Origin of the sequence: Pseudomonas sp. FP1762 (assembly GCF_030687105.1) — a bacterium.
Taxonomy (GTDB): Bacteria; Pseudomonadota; Gammaproteobacteria; order Pseudomonadales; family Pseudomonadaceae; genus Aquipseudomonas; species Aquipseudomonas siliginis.
On record NZ_CP117458.1, the window covers coordinates 587426 to 605847 of the forward strand.

Here is an 18422-nt window from a genome sequence, read left to right on the forward strand (position 1 = left end):
GCATGCCGCAGACGAAAGATGAATTACCCGACGCGCTGTACCGCGCCGCGCAGGTGCGCGAACTCGACGCGCGGCTGATCGCCGCCGGCACGCCGGGCTTCGAATTGATGCAACGCGCCGCCCGCGCGACGTGGCGCGCACTGGTGCGCAAATGGCCGGGCGCGAACGAGCTGACCGTGCTCGCCGGCCATGGCAACAATGCCGGTGACGGTTATCTGGTGGCCGGGTTGGCGCTGCGGGCCGGCTGGACCGTGCGCGTTCTCGCCGTCGGCGATCCGCAACGTTTGCAGGGCGATGCCGCACTGGCCCATGCCGAATCCGTGGCTGCTGGTGTTGTGGTGCAAGGCTGGCAGGCTCAAAGCGAGCTGTGCGGTGTCGTCCTCGATGCCTTGCTCGGCACTGGCCTGAGCGGCGAAGTGCGTGAGCCCTATGCCTCGGCGATCAAGGCGATCAACGCCTGCGGTTTGCCGGTAGCAGCGGTCGATATTCCTTCCGGGCTGTGTGCCGATACCGGGTGTGAACTGGGTGTCGCGGTATGCGCCGATCTAACGGTGACCTTCATTGGTATGAAGGTCGGACTGTTGACCGGTGATGCTGCGGATCATATCGGTGAGCTGGTCTTCAGCGACCTGCAAGCCCCCGACGAAATTTTCAGTGACATTCCTGTCTGCGCTCAGCGCCTGAGCGCCCCTAATCTTCCAGCACTTGCGCCGCGCGCGCCGACCTCGCACAAGGGCCGCTTTGGCCATGTGTTGCTGATCGGCGGCGATCACGGTTTCGGCGGAGCGATTCTGCTCAGCACGGAAATGGCCTTGCGCGGCGGCGCGGGCATGGTCTCGCTGGCGACTCGCCCAGAGCATGTGCCGGCGGCGCTGACTCGGGTCCCGGAGGCGATGGCGCTCGGCACTTCGTCAGCCAATCAACTGATGGGGCTGCTGGAAAAGGTTTCGGTGCTGGTGGTCGGACCGGGTCTCGGTCAGGCCAGTTGGGGCCGTGCCCTGTCGTCGGCGGCCGCCAATGCTGCGTTGCCGCAAGTGTGGGACGCCGACGCGTTGAACCTGCTGGCCAGCGATTTTGTCCAGTTGCCCAAGGATTGCGTGATCACCCCGCATCCGGGTGAAGCGGCGCGCTTGCTTGGCATCAGTACCGCCGAAGTGCAGGCCGATCGCCCGGCCGCTGCTCTGGCGTTGAGCAAAAAGTATTCAGCGGTAGTGGTTCTGAAAGGGGCCGGCAGTCTGATCGCCCATCCCGATGGGCGTCTGGCCCTATGTCATCAGGGCCATCCGGCGATGGCCACGGGCGGGTTGGGGGATGTGCTGGCCGGTCTGACCGGCGCATTGCTGGCCCAGGGCATGGACGCGTTCGATGCGGCATGCCTGGCCGTCTGGCTGCACGCCAACGCGGGTATGCAACAAGGCAAATTCGGCCGTGGGCTGGCGGCCAGTGATCTGATTCCAGCCATTCGTCAGTTGTTGGAGGAGCAAGCACCGTGTCTGAAGTAACCCTGTACCTGGCCGATGAACAGGCGATGAGCGACTTTGGCGCACGAATCGCCCGCGTCACCCAGGGCCATGGCCTGATTTTTCTTGAAGGTAATCTGGGTATGGGCAAAACCACCCTGTCACGGGGCATCATTCGCGGTTTGGGCCATGTTGGCGCGGTAAAAAGTCCCACCTTCACTCTGGTCGAGCCCTACGAGATCGGTGACATACGTGCCTTCCACTTCGACCTCTATCGTCTGGTCGATCCCGAGGAGCTGGAGTTTCTCGGCATCCGTGACTACTTCGAAGACGATGCCCTGTGCCTGATCGAGTGGCCCGATAAAGGTGCAGGCTTTTTGCCAAAGCCCGACCTGACCATTACCATTAGCCCGCAAGACAGCGGGCGTTCGCTGAAAATTTTAGCCCAGGGCTCGCGTGGCGAGGTCTGGTGTGCCGCTTTGGCATTGGAATCCAATTAAATGATGGGGTTTGGTATGCGCTTTCGCGCGTTGGTGGCTGCCGCTGGACTGATGTTGATGGCAGTAACCGTCAACGCTGTGGCCGATTCAAAGGTCAACAGCGTGCGCCTGTGGCGTGCGCCGGACAATACGCGACTGGTCTTTGACCTCAGCGGCCCGGTGCAGCACAGCGTTTTCACCCTGACAGCCCCTGATCGGCTGGTGATCGACATCAACGGCGCCACCCTCGGCGCGCCGTTGAACGTGCAGACCGCGAACACGCCTATCACCGCGATGCGCTCAGCCCAGCGCACGCCGACCGACCTGCGGGTGGTCATCGACCTGAAAAAAGCCGTCACCCCGAAAAGCTTCTCGCTGGCGCCGAACGCGCAATACGGCAACCGTCTGGTGGTCGATCTGTTCGACAACCCGGCCGATGCCGCGCCGCCGCCAGCCCCGACGCCATCGGTGGCGACCGTGCCGGCGGTGCCGGTGACTCCGACCGAACCGGCGATCAAGCTGCCGCCAGCCCCTGCTGGCAAGCGCGACATTATCGTCGTGATCGATGCCGGCCACGGAGGGGAAGACCCGGGCGCGTCCGGCTCGCGCGGCCAGCGTGAGAAAGATGTGGTGCTGCAGATCGCCCGCGAACTGCAGCGTCAGGTCAACGGCATGAAAGGCTTCCGCGCCGAGCTGACCCGTACCGGCGACTACTTCATTCCATTGCGCGGGCGTACCGAAATCGCCCGCAAGAAGGGCGCCGACCTTTTCGTCTCGATCCACGCCGACGCTGCGCCGTCCGCGGCCGCTTTCGGTGCTTCGGTGTTCGCCCTGTCCGATCGTGGCGCTACCTCCGAGACCGCCCGCTGGCTGGCCGACAGTGAAAACCGATCCGACCTGATCGGTGGTGCCGGCAATGTCAGCCTCGACGACAAGGACCGCATGCTCGCCGGCGTGTTGCTCGACCTGTCGATGACTGCGTCGCTGACTTCCAGCCTCAACGTCGGCCAGAAGGTGCTGACCAATATCGGTCGCGTTACGCCGCTGCACAAACAGCGTGTGGAACAAGCCGGGTTCATGGTGCTGAAGTCGCCGGACATTCCGTCGATCCTGGTTGAAACCGGCTTCATTTCCAATGCCAACGAAGCGAACAAGCTGTCCGCGTCGAGCCATCAGCAAGCGCTGGCCCGTTCGATCAGCAGCGGCGTGCGCCAGTTCTTCCAGCAGAATCCGCCGCCGGGCACCTACATCGCCTGGCTGCGTGATTCCGGCAAGATTGCCCAAGGCCCGCGCGACCACCGTGTCGGCCCGGGGGAAACCCTGGCGATGATCGGAGTGCGCTATCAGGTTTCGCCGGCCACCTTGCGCGCCGCCAACAATCTGAAAAGCGATGAGCTGAAAGTCGGTCAGCACCTGACGATTCCTGGCACCGAACTGGCGTCGAAAGAATGAACCAGGTATTGAACACTGCGCGCATCGAGCTGCTCAGCCCACGACTGGCGAACCAGATCGCCGCTGGTGAGGTGGTTGAGCGCCCGGCTTCGGTGATCAAGGAGTTGCTGGAAAACAGCCTCGACTCCGGCGCCAAGCGTATTGACGTCGATGTCGAGCAGGGCGGCGTCAAGTTGCTGCGCGTGCGCGATGACGGCAGCGGTATTTCCGCCGATGACCTGCCGCTCGCCCTGGCCCGTCACGCCACCAGCAAGATTCGCAACCTCGAAGACCTCGAACAGGTGATGAGCCTGGGTTTCCGTGGCGAGGCGCTGGCGTCGATCAGCTCCGTGGCGCGTCTGACCCTCACCTCGCGCACCCGCGATGCCGATCAGGCCTGGCAGGTCGAGACCGAAGGCCGGGACATGGCGCCGCGCGTGCAGCCGGCGGCGCATCCGGTGGGCACCTCGGTGGAAGTTCGCGACCTGTTCTTCAACACCCCGGCCCGGCGCAAATTTCTCAAGACCGAAAAAACCGAATTCGATCACCTGCAGGAAGTGATCAAGCGTCTGGCGCTGGCGCGCTTCGACGTGGCTTTTCATCTGCGCCACAACGGCAAGACCATCCTCAGCCTGCACGAGGCCCACGATGATGCAGCCCGCGCCCGGCGTGTGGCGGCGATCTGCGGTTCGGGTTTCCTTGAGCAAGCGTTGCCGATCGAGATCGAACGCAATGGCTTGCACCTGTGGGGCTGGGTCGGTTTGCCGACCTTCAACCGCAGTCAGGCGGATTTGCAGTATTTCTTCGTAAACGGCCGTGCGGTGCGCGACAAACTGGTGGCCCACGCGGTACGCCAGGCTTATCGCGACGTGCTGTTCAATGGTCGGCACCCGACCTTCGCGCTGTTTTTCGAGGTCGATCCCGCAGCGGTAGACGTCAACGTGCACCCGACCAAGCACGAAGTACGCTTCCGTGACGGGCGCATGGTCCACGATTTCCTGTATGGCACGCTGCACCGTGCGCTGGGCGATGTGCGTCCGGAAGATCAATTGGCCGGCTCGGTCACCACGGCGATCGTTCGGCCGAGCGGGATCGAGGCGGGCGAGTTTGGCCCACAGGGCGAGATGCGTCTAGCCGCCAATGCGCTGCTGGAGCAGCCTCAGGCGCAGCCGGTGTTCAATACTCCGTCCGGGGCTAGCGCTGGCGGCGCTTATCAGTATCAATACACGCCGCGTCCGCAATCGGCGCTGCCCGCTGCCGAGGCGCAAGCCGCATACAAGGAATTTTTCGCGCCGCTGCCTGAAGCCAATGCCAGCGCGCTGCCAACCGGTCAGGAAGATATCCCGCCGCTCGGCTATGCACTGGCGCAGCTCAAGGGCATCTATATTTTGTCCGAAAACGCCCATGGCCTGGTGCTGGTGGACATGCATGCCGCCCACGAGCGAATCATGTACGAGCGCCTGAAAATCGCCATGGCCAGCGAAGGTCTCAGTGGCCAGCCGTTGCTGGTGCCGGAATCGCTGGCGGTCAGTCAGCGCGAGGCCGATTGCGCTGAAGAACACGCCGCTTGGTTTCAGCGTCTTGGTTTTGAATTGCAGCGACTGGGGCCGGAAACCCTGGCGATCCGGCAGATTCCCGCTTTGCTCAAGCAGGCCGAAGCCAATCGACTGGTCGGCGACGTGCTCTCTGACCTGATGGAATACGGCACCAGTGACCGTATCCAGGCGCACCTCAACGAACTGCTCGGCACCATGGCCTGCCACGGCGCGATCCGCGCCAACCGGCGTCTGGCCCTGCCGGAAATGAACGGTCTGCTGCGCGATATGGAAAACACCGAGCGCAGCGGTCAATGCAACCATGGCCGACCGACCTGGACCCAATTGGGCCTGGACGATCTGGACAAACTGTTCCTGCGCGGTCGTTGATGAGCCAGCTGCCTCCAGCGATTTTCCTGATGGGCCCGACCGCTGCGGGCAAGACCGATCTGGCCATCGAGCTGACCAAGGTGCTGCCGTGCGAATTGATCAGTGTCGATTCGGCGCTGGTCTACCGCGGCATGGACATCGGCACGGCCAAGCCTTCGAAAGAGTTGTTGGCCGAATACCCGCACCGGCTGATCGACATTCTCGACCCCGCTGAAGCGTATTCCGCTGCCGATTTCCGTCGCGACGCGTTGCAGGCCATGGCCGAAATCACTGGGCGAGGAAAGATCCCGCTGCTGGTCGGCGGCACCATGCTCTATTACAAGGCTCTGGTCGAAGGTCTGGCGGACATGCCGGCAGCCGATCCCGAGGTCCGCGCGCAGATCGAGGAAGAAGCTGCACGCCTCGGCTGGCAAGCCCTGCACGAACAGTTGGCGCAGATCGATCCGGTGTCGGCGGCGCGCATCCATCCCAATGATCCGCAACGCTTGAGTCGGGCACTGGAAGTGTATCGAGTCAGCGGGCAGAGCATGACCGCTCTGCGCGAGCAACAATCTGTGCAAAGTACTGAAGCAGCCGCTTCGGGACGGCAACAATTGCCCTATACTGTCGCGAACCTGGCCATTGCTCCGGCGAATCGTCAGGTTCTGCACCAGCGAATTGAACAAAGATTCACAAATATGTTGGAACAGGGATTCATCGACGAGGTCGTAGCCCTGCGTAAAATAAGTGACCTGCATTCGGGGTTGCCGTCTATACGTGCGGTAGGCTACCGCCAAGTCTGGGATTACCTGGACGGCAAGCTGACATTGGCCCAGATGCAGGAGCGGGGCATCATCGCCACGCGCCAATTGGCCAAACGCCAGTTTACCTGGCTGCGCAGCTGGGACGATTTGCATTGGCTGGACAGTCTTGATTGCGACAATCTGCCACGCGCCTTGAAATACCTCGGGACCATCTCCATATTGAGCTGAGTCCTTGCAATTGCCGTCTATCCTTGGGGGTGTGACGGCCGAAGCCATCTGAATTTACCTGTTTTTATTATTGAATCCTTAAAGGAGTGCGGCACATGTCAAAAGGGCATTCGCTACAAGACCCTTACCTGAACACTTTACGTAAAGAGAAAGTCGGGGTTTCCATCTATCTGGTCAACGGTATCAAGCTGCAAGGGACGATCGAGTCGTTCGACCAGTTCGTGATCCTGCTGAAAAACACCGTAAGCCAGATGGTCTACAAACACGCTATCTCGACCGTCGTGCCGGTTCGTCCAATTCGTCTGCCTAGCGCAACCGAAAACGAACAGGGCGATGCCGATGCAGCGCCGGGTAACGCCTGATAGGAGTCTCCTTTGTTCTTTGAGCGCCACGGTGGTGGTGAACGAGTCATCCTCGTTCACTTGGATGGACAGGACCCTGAGGCGCGCGAAGATCCGCAGGAGTTTCAGGAGTTGGCAAATTCGGCTGGTGCCGAGACCGTCGCGTTTTTTAACGTGCCGCGTCATCGGCCAACCGCCAAATATCTGATCGGCAGCGGCAAGGTCGAGGAACTGCGCGACCTGGTCAAGGCTGAAGAAGCCGATCTGGTGATTTTCAATCACATCCTCACGCCCAGTCAGGAACGCAACCTTGAACGTGTCTTCGAGTGTCGCGTGATCGACCGCACCGGGCTGATTCTCGATATTTTCGCCCAACGCGCACGCACCCATGAGGGCAAGCTTCAGGTCGAACTGGCCCAGCTTGACCACATGAGCACGCGGCTGGTTCGCGGCTGGACTCACCTTGAGCGTCAGGGTGGCGGTATCGGTATGCGCGGTCCGGGTGAAACCCAGCTGGAAACCGACCGCCGTCTGCTGCGGGTTCGCCTGCGTCAGATCAAGGGGCGGCTGGAGAAGGTGCGCAGTCAGCGCGAGCAGTCGCGCCGTGGCCGATCCCGTGCGGACATCCCTACCGTTTCGCTGGTGGGATACACCAACGCCGGCAAATCGACACTCTTCAACAACGTGACGAAGTCCGAGGTGTACGCGGCCGATCAACTGTTCGCCACGCTCGACCCGACCCTGCGCCGGCTGGAGCTTGACGACCTCGGTCCCATCGTCCTCGCCGACACCGTGGGGTTCATTCGTCACCTGCCACACAAGCTGGTCGAGGCATTTCGGTCTACGCTCGAAGAGTCGAGCAATTCCGACCTGCTGTTGCACGTGATCGATGCGGCTGAACCGGATCGCATGTTGCAGATCGAGCAGGTGATGGTGGTGCTGGGCGAGATTGGTGCCCAGGACTTGCCGATCCTCGAGGTCTATAACAAACTCGATTTGCTTGAAGGCGTCGAGCCGCAGATCCAGCGCGATGCCGATGGCAAGCCGCAACGGGTCTGGCTCTCGGCGCGTGATGGCAGCGGTCTGGAATTGCTTGAACAGGCCATCGCCGAGTTGCTCGGCAGTGATCTGTTCGTCGGTACCTTGCGCTTGCCGCAACGATTCGCTCGGCTGCGTGCGCAGTTCTTCGAACTCGGGGCGGTGCAGAAAGAAGAATACGATGATGAAGGTGTCAGCCTGCTGGCCGTTCGTTTGCCCCGGATCGAGCTGAATCGATTGGTAAGCCGCGAAGGATTGCAGCCGATGGAATTCATCGAGCAACACACTTTGCAATAAAAGCCTGACAAAGCGGTTGTGCCGCAACGGCAGGCATTCTGTAGCATTGGTCGGCGCGCCGTGGGTGCGTCTTTGCTTTATCAGATGGAGAGCGCTATGGCTTGGAATGAGCCGGGTGGCAACTCGAATAATCAGGATCCCTGGGGTGGCAAGCGCCGCAATAACGGCGACCGCAAGGGACCACCGGATCTCGACGAGGCCTTCCGAAAGCTGCAGGAAAGCCTGAACGGGTTGTTCGGTGGTGGTAAGAAACGCGGTGATGACGGCGGCGGGTCGGGGCGCAGCAGTGGCGGCTTCGGCGGTCTGCTCGGCATCGGCCTGGTCGTGCTGGCGGCTGTCTGGCTGTACAGCGCGGTCTACGTGGTGGACGAGCAGGAGCAAGCCGTTGTGCTGCGCTTCGGCAAGTACTACGAGACTGTCGGCCCGGGCCTGAACATCTACTTCCCGCCGATCGACAAGAAGTACATGGAGAACGTGACGCGTGAGCGTGCGTACACCAAGCAGGGCCAGATGCTGACTGAAGACGAGAACATCGTCGAAGTGCCGCTGACCGTGCAGTACAAGATCAGCAACCTGCAGGACTTCGTGCTGAACGTCGATCAGCCGGAAATCAGCCTGCAGCACGCGACTGAAAGTGCGCTGCGTCACGTGGTCGGTTCCACCGCCATGGACCAGGTGCTGACCGAAGGTCGTGAATTGATGGCCAGCGAAATCAAGGAGCGTCTGCAACGTTTCCTCGATACCTATCGCACCGGTATCACCGTCACCCAGGTCAACGTACAGAGCGCAGCGGCACCGCGTGAAGTACAGGAAGCCTTCGATGACGTGATCCGCGCCCGTGAAGACGAGCAGCGTTCGCGCAACCAGGCTGAAACCTACGCCAACGGTGTGGTGCCGGAAGCCCGTGGTCAGGCCCAGCGCATCATCGAAGATGCCAACGGTTATCGCGACGAGACCATCTCGCGCGCCAAGGGTGAGGCCGATCGCTTCACCAAGCTGGTCGCCGAGTATCGCAAGGCACCTGAAGTCACCCGCGAACGTCTGTACCTGGACACCATGCAGGAAGTCTTCAGCAACACCAGCAAGGTACTCGTGACCGGCAACAAGAACGGCCAGAGCAATCTGCTTTACCTGCCGTTGGACAAAATGATCCAGAACAGCTCGGGCAACGCACCGGTGACCGGTTCGGCCGCCAGCAACAACACGGACGTCACGCCGCATGTCACTGACGTGCCGCAGACGCGTACAAGGGAGACCCGCTGATGAGCAATAAATCGCTGATCGCCCTGATCGTTGGCGTCGTTGTGGTACTGGTGGGCTGGAATTGCTTCTACATCGTCGCTCAGACCGAGCGCGCGGTGCTGCTGCAATTCGGTCGTGTGGTTCAGGCGGATGTCCAGCCGGGTCTGCATGTGAAAGTGCCTTACGTCAACCAGGTGCGCAAATTCGATGCGCGTCTGCTGACGCTGGATGCACCGACGCAGCGCTTCCTGACCCTGGAAAAGAAAGCCGTGATGGTCGATGCCTACGCCAAGTGGCGGGTGAAAGATGCCGAGCGCTTCTACACCGCGACTTCGGGTCTGAAGCAGATCGCCGACGAACGTCTGTCCCGTCGTCTCGAATCGGGGCTGCGTGACCAGTTCGGCAAGCGCACCCTGCACGAAGTGGTGTCGGGTGAGCGTGATGCGCTGATGGCTGACATCACTGCATCGCTGAACAAGATGGCGGAAAAAGAGCTGGGTATCGAAGTGGTTGATGTCCGGGTCAAGGCCATTGATCTGCCGAAGGAAGTGAACCGCAGTGTGTTCGAGCGTATGAGCACCGAGCGTGAGCGTGAAGCTCGCGAGCACCGCGCCAAGGGTAACGAACTGGCCGAAGGCATCCGTGCCGACGCCGATCGTCAACGCCGCGTGCTGCTGGCCGAAGCCTATCGTGAATCCGAAGAGGTTCGCGGTGACGGTGACGCCCAGGCGGCTGCGATCTACTCCAAGGCCTACGGTCAGGATCAGGAGTTCTACGGTTTCTACCGTAGCCTGCGTGCCTACCGTGAAAGCTTCGCGAACAAATCCGACGTCCTGGTCCTCGACCCAAGCAGCGACTTCTTCCGTTACCTGGAAAAAGCCAAACCTTGATACGACGTTGACCTGAATCATTCCGCCCGGCGGCTAAAACCTCGGGCGGGGTGATCCTTTCGGAAAACGTGTGTATGATGCGGCAGCCGGGAAATTCCCGGCTTTTTTGCGTCTGCACGTTTGATTGCTGTTTTTGTTGCAGGCATCGGGTTTGAATAGCCCGAGCGTTTTTCGAGGAAAGTGATGGGCGAAGCCGCCAGCCGGCCTTTCGCTGCGTCGTTCATGCGCGTGCGTTTTGAACGCCCCGATCATTTTCTGCTTCACTCAAGGCTCGCCTAGTGCTGGCCGCCCGGATCAAAGGGGAATGGCGTAATGGCAACGGTAGACCGCTGGCTGCTGCCAGATGGCATCGAAGAAGTACTGCCACCGGAGGCGGCGCGCATTGAAGTCGCGCGTCGTCAGGTGTTGGATCTGTTCCAGAGCTGGGGTTACGAGTTCGTCGTGACTCCCCATATCGAGTACCTGGAATCCCTGCTGACCGGCGCGGGCCAGGACCTGGATCTGCGTACCTTCAAGGTCATCGACCCGCAATCGGGCCGGCAGATGGGTTTCCGCGCCGACATCACGCCGCAGGTGGCGCGCATCGATGCGCACACCCTGCGTCGTGAAGGCCCTAGCCGTCTGTGCTACGCCGGCAGCGTCCTGCATGCCCAGCCGCGTGCATTGTCGTCCTCGCGCAGCCCGATCCAGCTGGGCGCCGAGCTGTACGGCGACGCCAGCCCGAGCAGTGACGTCGAAGTCATCAGTCTGATGCTGGCCATGCTGCAACTGGCCGATGTGCCGGACGTGCACATGGACCTCGGCCATGTTGGCATCTACCGTGGTCTGGCGCGCGCCGCCGGTCTGTCCGGTGAAGTCGAGCAGCAGTTGTTCGATGCCCTGCAGCGCAAGGCCATCGATGAAGTGATTACCCTGACCGAAGGTCTCCCGGCCGATCTGTCGGGGATGCTGCGTGCCTTGGTTGATCTGTGCGGCGGCCGTGAAGTATTGAGCGCTGCCCGCGAGCGTCTGGCCAATGCGCCGGCGCCGGTGCTGGCGGCGCTGGAAGATCTGCTGGCGATCGCCGAACGTCTTTCCGTGCGCTTCCCGCAGCTGCCGCTGTATTTCGACCTCGGCGAGTTGCGCGGCTACCACTACCACACCGGTGTGGTGTTCGCGGTGTTCGTGCCGGGCGTTGGCCAGTCCATCGCTCAGGGCGGTCGTTACGATGACATCGGCGCTGACTTCGGCCGCGCCCGTCCGGCGACCGGTTTCTCTACCGATTTGAAAACCCTGGTGACCCTGGGGCGTGCTGAGATCGAGCTACCGTCTGGCGGTATCTGGATGCCTGACAGTACGGATGCGGCACTCTGGCAGCAGGTTTGCCAGTTGCGCAGTGAGGGTCAGCGTGTCGTTCAGGCCTTGCCTGGACAACCTTTGGCCGCCGCCCGTGATGCGGACTGCGACCGGCAATTGATTCAGCAGAACGGGCTTTGGCAAGTATCGCCACTGGCTTCTTGAGTTTTCCTGCCGGCCATCGCCGGCACCAAGTTTGCGCGAATGAGGACAAGTGTTATGGGTAAGAATGTCGTAGTCCTGGGCACCCAGTGGGGTGATGAGGGCAAAGGCAAGATCGTTGATCTGCTGACCGAACATGCTGCCGCCGTAGTGCGCTACCAGGGTGGCCACAACGCGGGTCACACGCTGGTGATCGACGGCGAGAAAACCGTCTTGCACCTGATTCCGTCGGGCGTGCTGCGCGAAGGCGTGCAATGCCTGATCGGCAACGGCGTGGTGGTTGCACCTGACGCCCTGCTGCGCGAGATCACCAAGCTGGAAGAGAAAGGCGTACCGGTGCGCGAGCGCTTGCGTATCAGCCCGTCCTGCCCGCTGATCCTGTCCTTCCACGTCGCGCTGGACCAGGCCCGTGAAAAGGCCCGTGGCGAGCTGAAGATCGGTACTACCGGTCGCGGCATCGGCCCGGCGTACGAAGATAAAGTTGCCCGTCGTGGCCTGCGTGTCGGCGACTTGCTGAACATGCCACGCTTCGAAGACAAGCTGCGTGAACTGGTGGATTACCACAACTTCATGCTGGTCGGTTACTACAAAGAGCCAGCCATCGAATTCGAAAAGACCCTGGCCGAGTGCAAGGAATACGCTGAGCTGCTCAAGCCGCTGATGCTCGACGTGACTGCCGAGCTGCACGACCTGCGTCGTGCCGGCAAGGACATCATGTTCGAAGGCGCGCAAGGTTCGTTGCTCGACATCGACCACGGCACCTACCCGTACGTGACCAGCTCCAACACCACTGCGGGTGGCGTGGCGACCGGTTCGGGCGTTGGTCCGATGTTCCTCGACTACATCCTGGGCATCACCAAGGCTTACACCACTCGCGTCGGTTCCGGCCCGTTCCCGACCGAGTTGTTTGACGAAGTCGGTGCACACCTGGCCAAGCAGGGTCACGAGTTCGGCGCCACCACTGGTCGCGCCCGTCGCTGCGGCTGGTTTGACGCCGTCATCCTGCGTCGCGCTATCGATGTGAACAGCATCTCGGGCATCTGCCTGACCAAGCTGGACGTACTCGACGGTCTGGAAACCATCAACATCTGCGTCGGCTACAAAGACGCGCAAGGCAATGCTGTTGCCCCGACCGATGCTGACAGCTACGTAGGCCTGCAGCCTGTGTACGAAGAAGTGCCAGGCTGGAGCGAATCGACCGTGGGTGCAAAAACCCTGGAAGAGCTGCCGGCCAATGCTCGTGCCTACATCAAACGCGTTGAAGAGTTGATCGGCGCGCCGATCGACATTATTTCGACGGGCCCGGACCGCAACGAAACCATCGTTCTGCGTCATCCGTTTGCTTGATAAGTCGTTGATGTAAAAAACAAAGGCCCCTTAATCGGGGCCTTTGTCGTTTATGCCTGTTGGACGGCATGACCTTTGCTGTGAATCTGTCTACAAGAGTGCCATCAAATTAATGGCGTCAGAAGTAGAGGGATTTAAAGTGTCAGCCGTTCTCTCACTGTTACAAAGCCGTTTGTTGCGGCCAGTGTTCGTTACCCTTGGTATCGCCCTTTTGGTGCAGGTGTTGGTGGCGGTTGCCCTGACGCGGAGCACGGTGACCGCGCTGGAAGCCGATCTGGCTGTGCGCCTGGGTGCCGACAGCCAGAAACTCTCCGGTGAACTGGAGCAGGCCGGGCGTGAAGTCACTTCAAGTCTTGATGCGTTATCGGCCAGCACTCGTCAGCGCCTGACGGTCGGCCTGTCCGCGCGTCTGAAAGAAGAGCAGGCGCAGCTGCGAGCGACGCTGGAAAAGGATCTGAAGGATTCGGCCAACGACATGGCGCAGTTGCTTGCATCCGTAGCGCCGCGTGCCATGTGGGACAGCGACGTGCCGACGCTCTCGGAGTTCGCCCGCCGCGCCCAGCGCAATCCCAACGTGCTGTTCGTGGTGTATGACGACGCCACCGGCCAGCATCTGACCCGTTATCTCAATCGTGAAAACCCGATCAACAAGGCCTTGCTGGAAAAAGGTCAGGGTGAGCGTGCGCTGGATAAAGTGCTGGATGCGGCGAAGAACGATCCCTCAGTCTATTACCTCGAAGCCTCGATCAATCCTAATGGCGTGGAGATCGGCAAAGTGCTGATGGGCGTTTCCACAGCCTCGGTGGAAACCGATCTGGCCGAGCTCGACAAGCGCTTCCTGGCGCTGATTGCCAGCAGCGATCAACTGGTCGGCGACAGCCTCAAAGGCGCAGCGGCGGACAGCGCCAAAGCGATGCAGGCGCGCCTGCAATCGGCGCAAGCCACCGCTGGTGAAATGAAAGCCAACACCGCACAAACCGTTCAGGAAGCTGCCGCCACTCTTCGCTGGCGCATTGGCCTTGGCCTGGCGCTGGTCGGTTGCGGCGTGCTGCTGTTGCTGGCCATGGTGCTCGGTCATCGCGTGGTCAATCGCCTGAAAATGCTCAATGCGGCAATGGACGATCTGGCAGCAGGCGAGGGCGACCTCACCAAGCGTGTGCAGATCAACAGCAAGGATGAAATCGGCGACATGGCCTCAGCGGTCAATCGCTTCGTGGATAAATTGCAGCCGATCGTGCGCGAGGCGGGCGACGTCGCTCAGCGCACTGGCGTGGAAATCGGCGCGATGACTTTGCGCAACGCTGGTGCCGATGCCGCTGCCGGAATGCAGCGCGATGAAGTTGCAGAAAGCCTGCGCGCGCTGTCGCAAATGGCAGACGAGGCGCAGTCGGAAAGTCAGGCAATGCAGGCGGCGCTCAAGCAGGTTGTCGATATTCGTCAGGCCACCGATGAGAACACCCGGACTTCGGCGAAGGTTGGCAGCCTGATCGAAGCGCTGGCCGGGCAGGTCGATACCGGGGCGAAGGTTATCGAGCGACTGGCGCAGCAGAGCGAGCAGATTGAGGTGGTGCTGACGGTGATTCACGGCATCGCCGAACAGACCAATCTGCTGGCATTGAACGCTGCGATCGAGGCGGCGCGGGCCGGTGAAACTGGGCGTGGGTTTGCCGTGGTGGCGGATGAAGTTCGTGCGCTGGCGAGCAAGACGCAAAGCTCCACGGGTGATATTCAAGCGCACATCGTCGCTCTGCAACAGGGCGCACGTGAGGCAGTCGAGGCGATTGGCCAGGCCGGACGGCAGGCCAGCGAAGGTTTGCTGGTCTTGCGCGACAGTGCGCGCTTGCAGCAATCGGTGCAGGCTTCGGTCGAGCAGGTGCATGCGGCGATCGGTCTGGCGACGCAAGCAGCAGCGCATCAGGCGCAGGGTGCACAGGCAGTGCGTGGGCGCGTCGAAACGATTCACGCCCAAGCCGAGAAAGCGGCGCAGGCAGTGGTGGAAACCACGGCCAGTGGCAAGGTGCTGGATGGTCTGGCGGCGCAGTTGAAGGCTAGCCTGGGGCAGTTTCGCGCTTGATGTTATCCGGGCTGGCATCTTCGCGAGCAGGCTCGCTCCCACAGGGAAACTCAATCCATTGTGGGAGCGAGCCTGCTCGCGAAAGCGGTATCAGCGGCTCAGATACATCCGCGTCGTCAGCAGATAAACCGGCAGCCCCGAGACCACAATCAACAACGCCGCATAAGGCGCCGCCGCCGCAAACTCGACATTCGCCGTATGCGCCCAGACCTCGGTCGCCAATGTATTGAGTCCGGTTGGGCTGAGCAGCAACGTTGCCGTCAGTTCCTTCATCGCATCGAGAAACACCAGCGCAAACGCCGCGCCCAGTGCCGGGAAAATGATCGGTAATGTCACCCGGCAAAACGCCGTGAACGACGATGCGCCCAAGGTCCGCGCCGCTTCTTCCAGCTGCGGTGCAGCCTTGTTCAGTGCCGTACGAATCGGCGCCTGCGCCAATGGCAGAAACAGCAGCGCATAGGCGATCAGCAGCAAGCCCGACGTCTGATACAGCACCGGCACGTAATGCAGGGCGAAATACACCAGCGTCAACGCAATCACCAGGCCCGGCAGCGCGTGCAGCAGATAAGGCAGACGTTCGGCCCAGATTGCCAATTGGCCTTTGTAGCGCACCACCAGCAGCCCGACCGGCACTGCCAGCGCCAGGCACAACGCCGCGCCGCCCAACGACAATGCCAGCGATGACAACAGCGCCTCAGTGATTGCTGCTACCGGGAACGCTGCCGACGAACCGACCGCCAGCCAGTAGGCCAACATCCCCAGCGGAACGCCGCTGCCGATAATCGCCAGCAACAGGCAATACAACTGACCTGCCGCAGCCCATGGCCCAAGCTTTACTTGCTCAGCCTGTCGCGCTGCACCTTGGCCGGTGCGCACATGCCGGCCCTTGCCGCGCACCCTCAGTTCCAGCCACAACAGCAGCAGGCACAGCGCCAGCAACACCGCCGAAAGCATCGCTGCGTTGGCGTTACTGAATTCCAGTTCGAATTGCTGGTAGATCGCCGTGGTAAAGGTATGCAAACCGATGATCGACAGCGCGCCGAATTCTACCAGCATGTGCAGGGCAATCAGCAGCGAGCCGGCCAACAGCGATGGCCACAACAGCGGCAGGGTGACGCGGAAAAACACGCCCCAGCGATTCTGTCCCAGCGTGCGGGCGGATTCTTCGAGAGAGGGATCGAGATTGCGCAGGGTCGCCGCGACTGGCAGGAAGATCAGCGGATACTTCGACAGGCTCATCACCAGAATCGCTCCGCCGAGGCCTTCGAACTGTGCACTCAGCGACACCCAGGTGAAGCTGCTGACAAACGCCGGCACCGCAAACGGCAGGCACAGGATCACGCCCCACAGGCGTCGACCCGGCAGATTGCTGCGTTCCAGTAGCCATGCCAGCGACAGGCCGATCACGGCGCAGGTGATCGTCACGCCGACCATCAGTGCCAAGGTGTTGCGCAACAGGCCAAACACATACGGGCGCCACAGCAAATGCAGCGCCTCGGCCCAGCCGGCCTGCCAGGCTTTCACCCCGACGTAGGCCAGTGGCAACAGGCTCAGTAACACCAGTAGCAATACCGGCAGCACCAGCCAGATCGACGGCCGTTTGCGTCTTGGTACGTAACCCCCGCACGCGGCGGGGGCCGATAACGATGCTGCCATCAGTTCAGGCCAACTTCGCGTTCCAGTTCCAGCGCTTCTTCAGCGTTGCCCAGGTCCGCCGGGGTAACGTTCGGCGCTTCCAGTTCGCTGAACGGCTTGAGACCGCGATCCGATTCCATGCCTTTGTGCAGCGGGTATTCGGCGGTGGTCTGAGTGATCACGCGCTGACCTTCTTCGCTGGCCATGAAGGCGAGGAATTGCTGGGCTTCTTTTGGATGTTTGCTGGATTTCAGCACGGCAGCACTGGACACGGTGATCAAGCCGCCAGCGTCGCCGCCGGTGAAGTAATGCAATTTGGAATCGAGCTTGCCTTTCTCGCGTTGCAGGGCGAACCAGTAGTAGTTGTTCACCAGTACGGTGGCGACTTCACCGTTTTCCACCGCTTTGAGCGCGACCATGTTGTTGCTGTAGGTCTTGCCGAATGCGCGCAGGCCGGTCAGCCATTCTTCGGCGGCGTCACGACCGTGCAGCTTGATGATCGCTACGGCCTGCTCCTGGAAGGCGCCGCTGGTCGGAACGAAGCCGACCTTGCCCTGCCACTGCGGCTCGGAAAATTCCATCACCGATTTCGGCAGGTCTTTTTCATCGATCAGTTTCGGATTGAACGCGACCACGCGTACGCGGGCGGTAACGCCGATCCATGTGCCGTTGGCGGCGACGTATTTTTCCGGCAGAACTGCCAGCGTGGCGTCATCGGCCTTGGCCAGCAGACCCTGTTCGCCGAGGTTATTCAGCGGCGGCGACTCTTCGGTGTAGATCACATCGGCGGGGGAGCGGTCGCCTTCTTCGATGATCTGGCTGGCGAGCTGGTTGCTGCTGCCTTTGCGCACGTTGACGTGGATGCCGGTCTTGGCTTCGAAAGCCTTGGCAATCGCGTCGCCGACTTCCTTGTGCTGGCCGTTGTAGAGAGTCAGGGAAACCGCATCGGCAGCCTGGGTGAGGGGAGTGGCGAGTGCCAGGCCGAGGAGGGTGAAGGTCAGGCCTCGGCGCAGGGTATTTCGAAACGTCATTCGCAGGGTTCCTCACTGTCGCATTGCAAAAACTTGCAACAATGATAAACGATATTGTTTCTCAAGTGCGCCTTGTGCGGGACAAGGGGATCGGGTAGGAGCTGCCGAAGGCTCGGGCCGCGTTCGGACGATCTTTTGATCTGCCTCCTGCGAGTTGCGGGGAAAAGCAAGATCAAGAGATCGCAGCCTCGTTGCACTCGTCGGCTCCTACAAGACCTGCGGAAATTCAGGAAGCCAGAAACGCAAAAACCCGCTTTCGCGGGTTTTTGTGAAATCCAAGGCGTGAACCTTGAATTTGAATTGGTGCCCAGAAGAAGACTCGAACTTCCACGACCGTAAGGTCACCAGCACCTGAAGCTGGCGTGTCTACCAATTTCACCATCTGGGCAATCATCGCAAGCGTTGCCGCTGTTGATGTGGCGCACTATACGGAGGCCTTTTTGATCTGTAAACCCCTGATTTGGTTTTAATAAATCAGTGTGAACAAAAGCTTTCCCGCAAATGCAAAAAACCCGCTTTCGCGGGTTTTGTGTGAGTCTTGAAACTGATCTAGTCTCAAACTCGAAATTGGTGCCCAGGAGAAGACTCGAACTTCCACGACCGTAAGGTCACCAGCACCTGAAGCTGGCGTGTCTACCAATTTCACCACCTGGGCATCATCGAAAGCGCTTGTGCGTCGTCGATGGCGCGCACTATACGGAGCGCCTTTTTAACTGTAAACCCCTGCTGCAGAAAAAACTGAATTTTTTTACCAGCGGCGTTCA

Annotated in this window: 15 protein-coding genes and 2 tRNA genes; 12 read left to right on the forward strand and 5 right to left on the reverse strand. The window is 60.9% G+C overall.

Going from position 1 to position 18422, the window contains the following annotated elements; genetic code table 11:
* Positions 1 to 2 precede the first annotated feature (2 nt).
* From PSH90_RS02505 to hflC, 9 genes are all read left to right on the forward strand, one after another.
* Complete coding sequence (locus tag PSH90_RS02505) at positions 3 to 1502, forward strand: NAD(P)H-hydrate dehydratase (protein WP_305382087.1); 1500 nt, start codon at positions 3 to 5, stop codon at positions 1500 to 1502.
* Positions 1490 to 1960 carry a tRNA (adenosine(37)-N6)-threonylcarbamoyltransferase complex ATPase subunit type 1 TsaE gene (gene tsaE / locus PSH90_RS02510; protein WP_150638276.1) on the forward strand — a complete coding sequence of 157 codons (471 nt, stop codon included), beginning with the start codon at positions 1490 to 1492 and terminating at the stop codon, positions 1958 to 1960. The genes PSH90_RS02505 and tsaE overlap by 13 nt, the downstream gene beginning before the upstream one ends.
* A 51-nt stretch (positions 1961 to 2011) precedes the next feature.
* Complete coding sequence (locus PSH90_RS02515; RefSeq protein WP_370593506.1) at positions 2012 to 3391, forward strand: N-acetylmuramoyl-L-alanine amidase; 1380 nt, start codon at positions 2012 to 2014, stop codon at positions 3389 to 3391.
* Complete coding sequence (gene mutL / locus PSH90_RS02520) at positions 3388 to 5295, forward strand: DNA mismatch repair endonuclease MutL (protein ID WP_305382088.1); 1908 nt, start codon at positions 3388 to 3390, stop codon at positions 5293 to 5295. The genes PSH90_RS02515 and mutL overlap by 4 nt, the downstream gene beginning before the upstream one ends.
* On the forward strand, positions 5295 to 6266 hold the full coding sequence (miaA, locus tag PSH90_RS02525; RefSeq protein ID WP_305382089.1) for a tRNA (adenosine(37)-N6)-dimethylallyltransferase MiaA: 972 nt from the start codon (positions 5295 to 5297) through the stop codon (positions 6264 to 6266). Before mutL ends, miaA begins: the two co-directional genes overlap by 1 nt.
* Positions 6267 to 6361: 95 nt before the next feature.
* Positions 6362 to 6628, forward strand: a complete 267-nt coding sequence (gene hfq, locus PSH90_RS02530) for an RNA chaperone Hfq (protein ID WP_016771947.1) — start codon at positions 6362 to 6364, stop codon at positions 6626 to 6628.
* 12 nt (positions 6629 to 6640) lie between these two features.
* The gene (gene hflX, locus PSH90_RS02535) at positions 6641 to 7942 is read left to right on the forward strand and encodes a ribosome rescue GTPase HflX (RefSeq protein WP_041480728.1); all 1302 of its coding nucleotides are present in this window, start codon (positions 6641 to 6643) and stop codon (positions 7940 to 7942) included.
* Between the two features lie 96 nt (positions 7943 to 8038).
* Positions 8039 to 9205 carry an FtsH protease activity modulator HflK gene (gene hflK / locus PSH90_RS02540; RefSeq protein WP_024011368.1) on the forward strand — a complete coding sequence of 389 codons (1167 nt, stop codon included), beginning with the start codon at positions 8039 to 8041 and terminating at the stop codon, positions 9203 to 9205.
* Positions 9205 to 10074 carry a protease modulator HflC gene (gene hflC, locus PSH90_RS02545; RefSeq protein ID WP_016771945.1) on the forward strand — a complete coding sequence of 290 codons (870 nt, stop codon included), beginning with the start codon at positions 9205 to 9207 and terminating at the stop codon, positions 10072 to 10074. The genes hflK and hflC overlap by 1 nt, the downstream gene beginning before the upstream one ends.
* Positions 10075 to 10091: 17 nt before the next feature.
* Here hflC and PSH90_RS02550 read toward each other — a convergent pair whose 3' ends face one another.
* Entirely contained in the window at positions 10092 to 10298 is a 207-nt protein-coding gene (locus PSH90_RS02550) for a hypothetical protein (protein WP_143497950.1), read from the reverse strand.
* An 88-nt stretch (positions 10299 to 10386) separates the two neighbouring features.
* On the opposite strand from PSH90_RS02550, the gene PSH90_RS02555 reads away from it, so the two are divergent.
* The 3 genes from PSH90_RS02555 (at position 10387) to PSH90_RS02565 (ending at position 14992) form a co-directional block, all read left to right on the forward strand.
* On the forward strand, positions 10387 to 11574 hold the full coding sequence (locus PSH90_RS02555) for an ATP phosphoribosyltransferase regulatory subunit (protein WP_016771944.1): 1188 nt from the start codon (positions 10387 to 10389) through the stop codon (positions 11572 to 11574).
* Positions 11575 to 11628: 54 nt separating this feature from the next.
* Positions 11629 to 12918 carry an adenylosuccinate synthase gene (locus tag PSH90_RS02560; RefSeq protein WP_016771943.1) on the forward strand — a complete coding sequence of 430 codons (1290 nt, stop codon included), beginning with the start codon at positions 11629 to 11631 and terminating at the stop codon, positions 12916 to 12918.
* 139 nt (positions 12919 to 13057) lie between these two features.
* Positions 13058 to 14992 carry a methyl-accepting chemotaxis protein gene (locus tag PSH90_RS02565; protein WP_305382090.1) on the forward strand — a complete coding sequence of 645 codons (1935 nt, stop codon included), beginning with the start codon at positions 13058 to 13060 and terminating at the stop codon, positions 14990 to 14992.
* A gap of 90 nt (positions 14993 to 15082) precedes the next feature.
* Here the strand turns inward: PSH90_RS02565 and PSH90_RS02570 are convergent, their stop codons facing one another.
* From PSH90_RS02570 to PSH90_RS02585, 4 genes are all read right to left on the reverse strand, one after another.
* Positions 15083 to 16648: an iron ABC transporter permease gene (locus PSH90_RS02570; protein WP_305382092.1), complete on the reverse strand. Its 1566-nt coding sequence runs from the start codon at positions 16646 to 16648 to the stop codon at positions 15083 to 15085.
* Complete coding sequence (locus PSH90_RS02575) at positions 16648 to 17658, reverse strand: extracellular solute-binding protein (protein WP_016771941.1); 1011 nt, start codon at positions 17656 to 17658, stop codon at positions 16648 to 16650. The genes PSH90_RS02570 and PSH90_RS02575 overlap by 1 nt, the downstream gene beginning before the upstream one ends.
* Before the next feature lie 301 nt (positions 17659 to 17959).
* Positions 17960 to 18046: transfer RNA gene (locus PSH90_RS02580), tRNA-Leu, on the reverse strand.
* 180 nt (positions 18047 to 18226) lie between these two features.
* Positions 18227 to 18313: transfer RNA gene (locus tag PSH90_RS02585), tRNA-Leu, on the reverse strand.
* Positions 18314 to 18422: the final 109 nt, after the last annotated feature.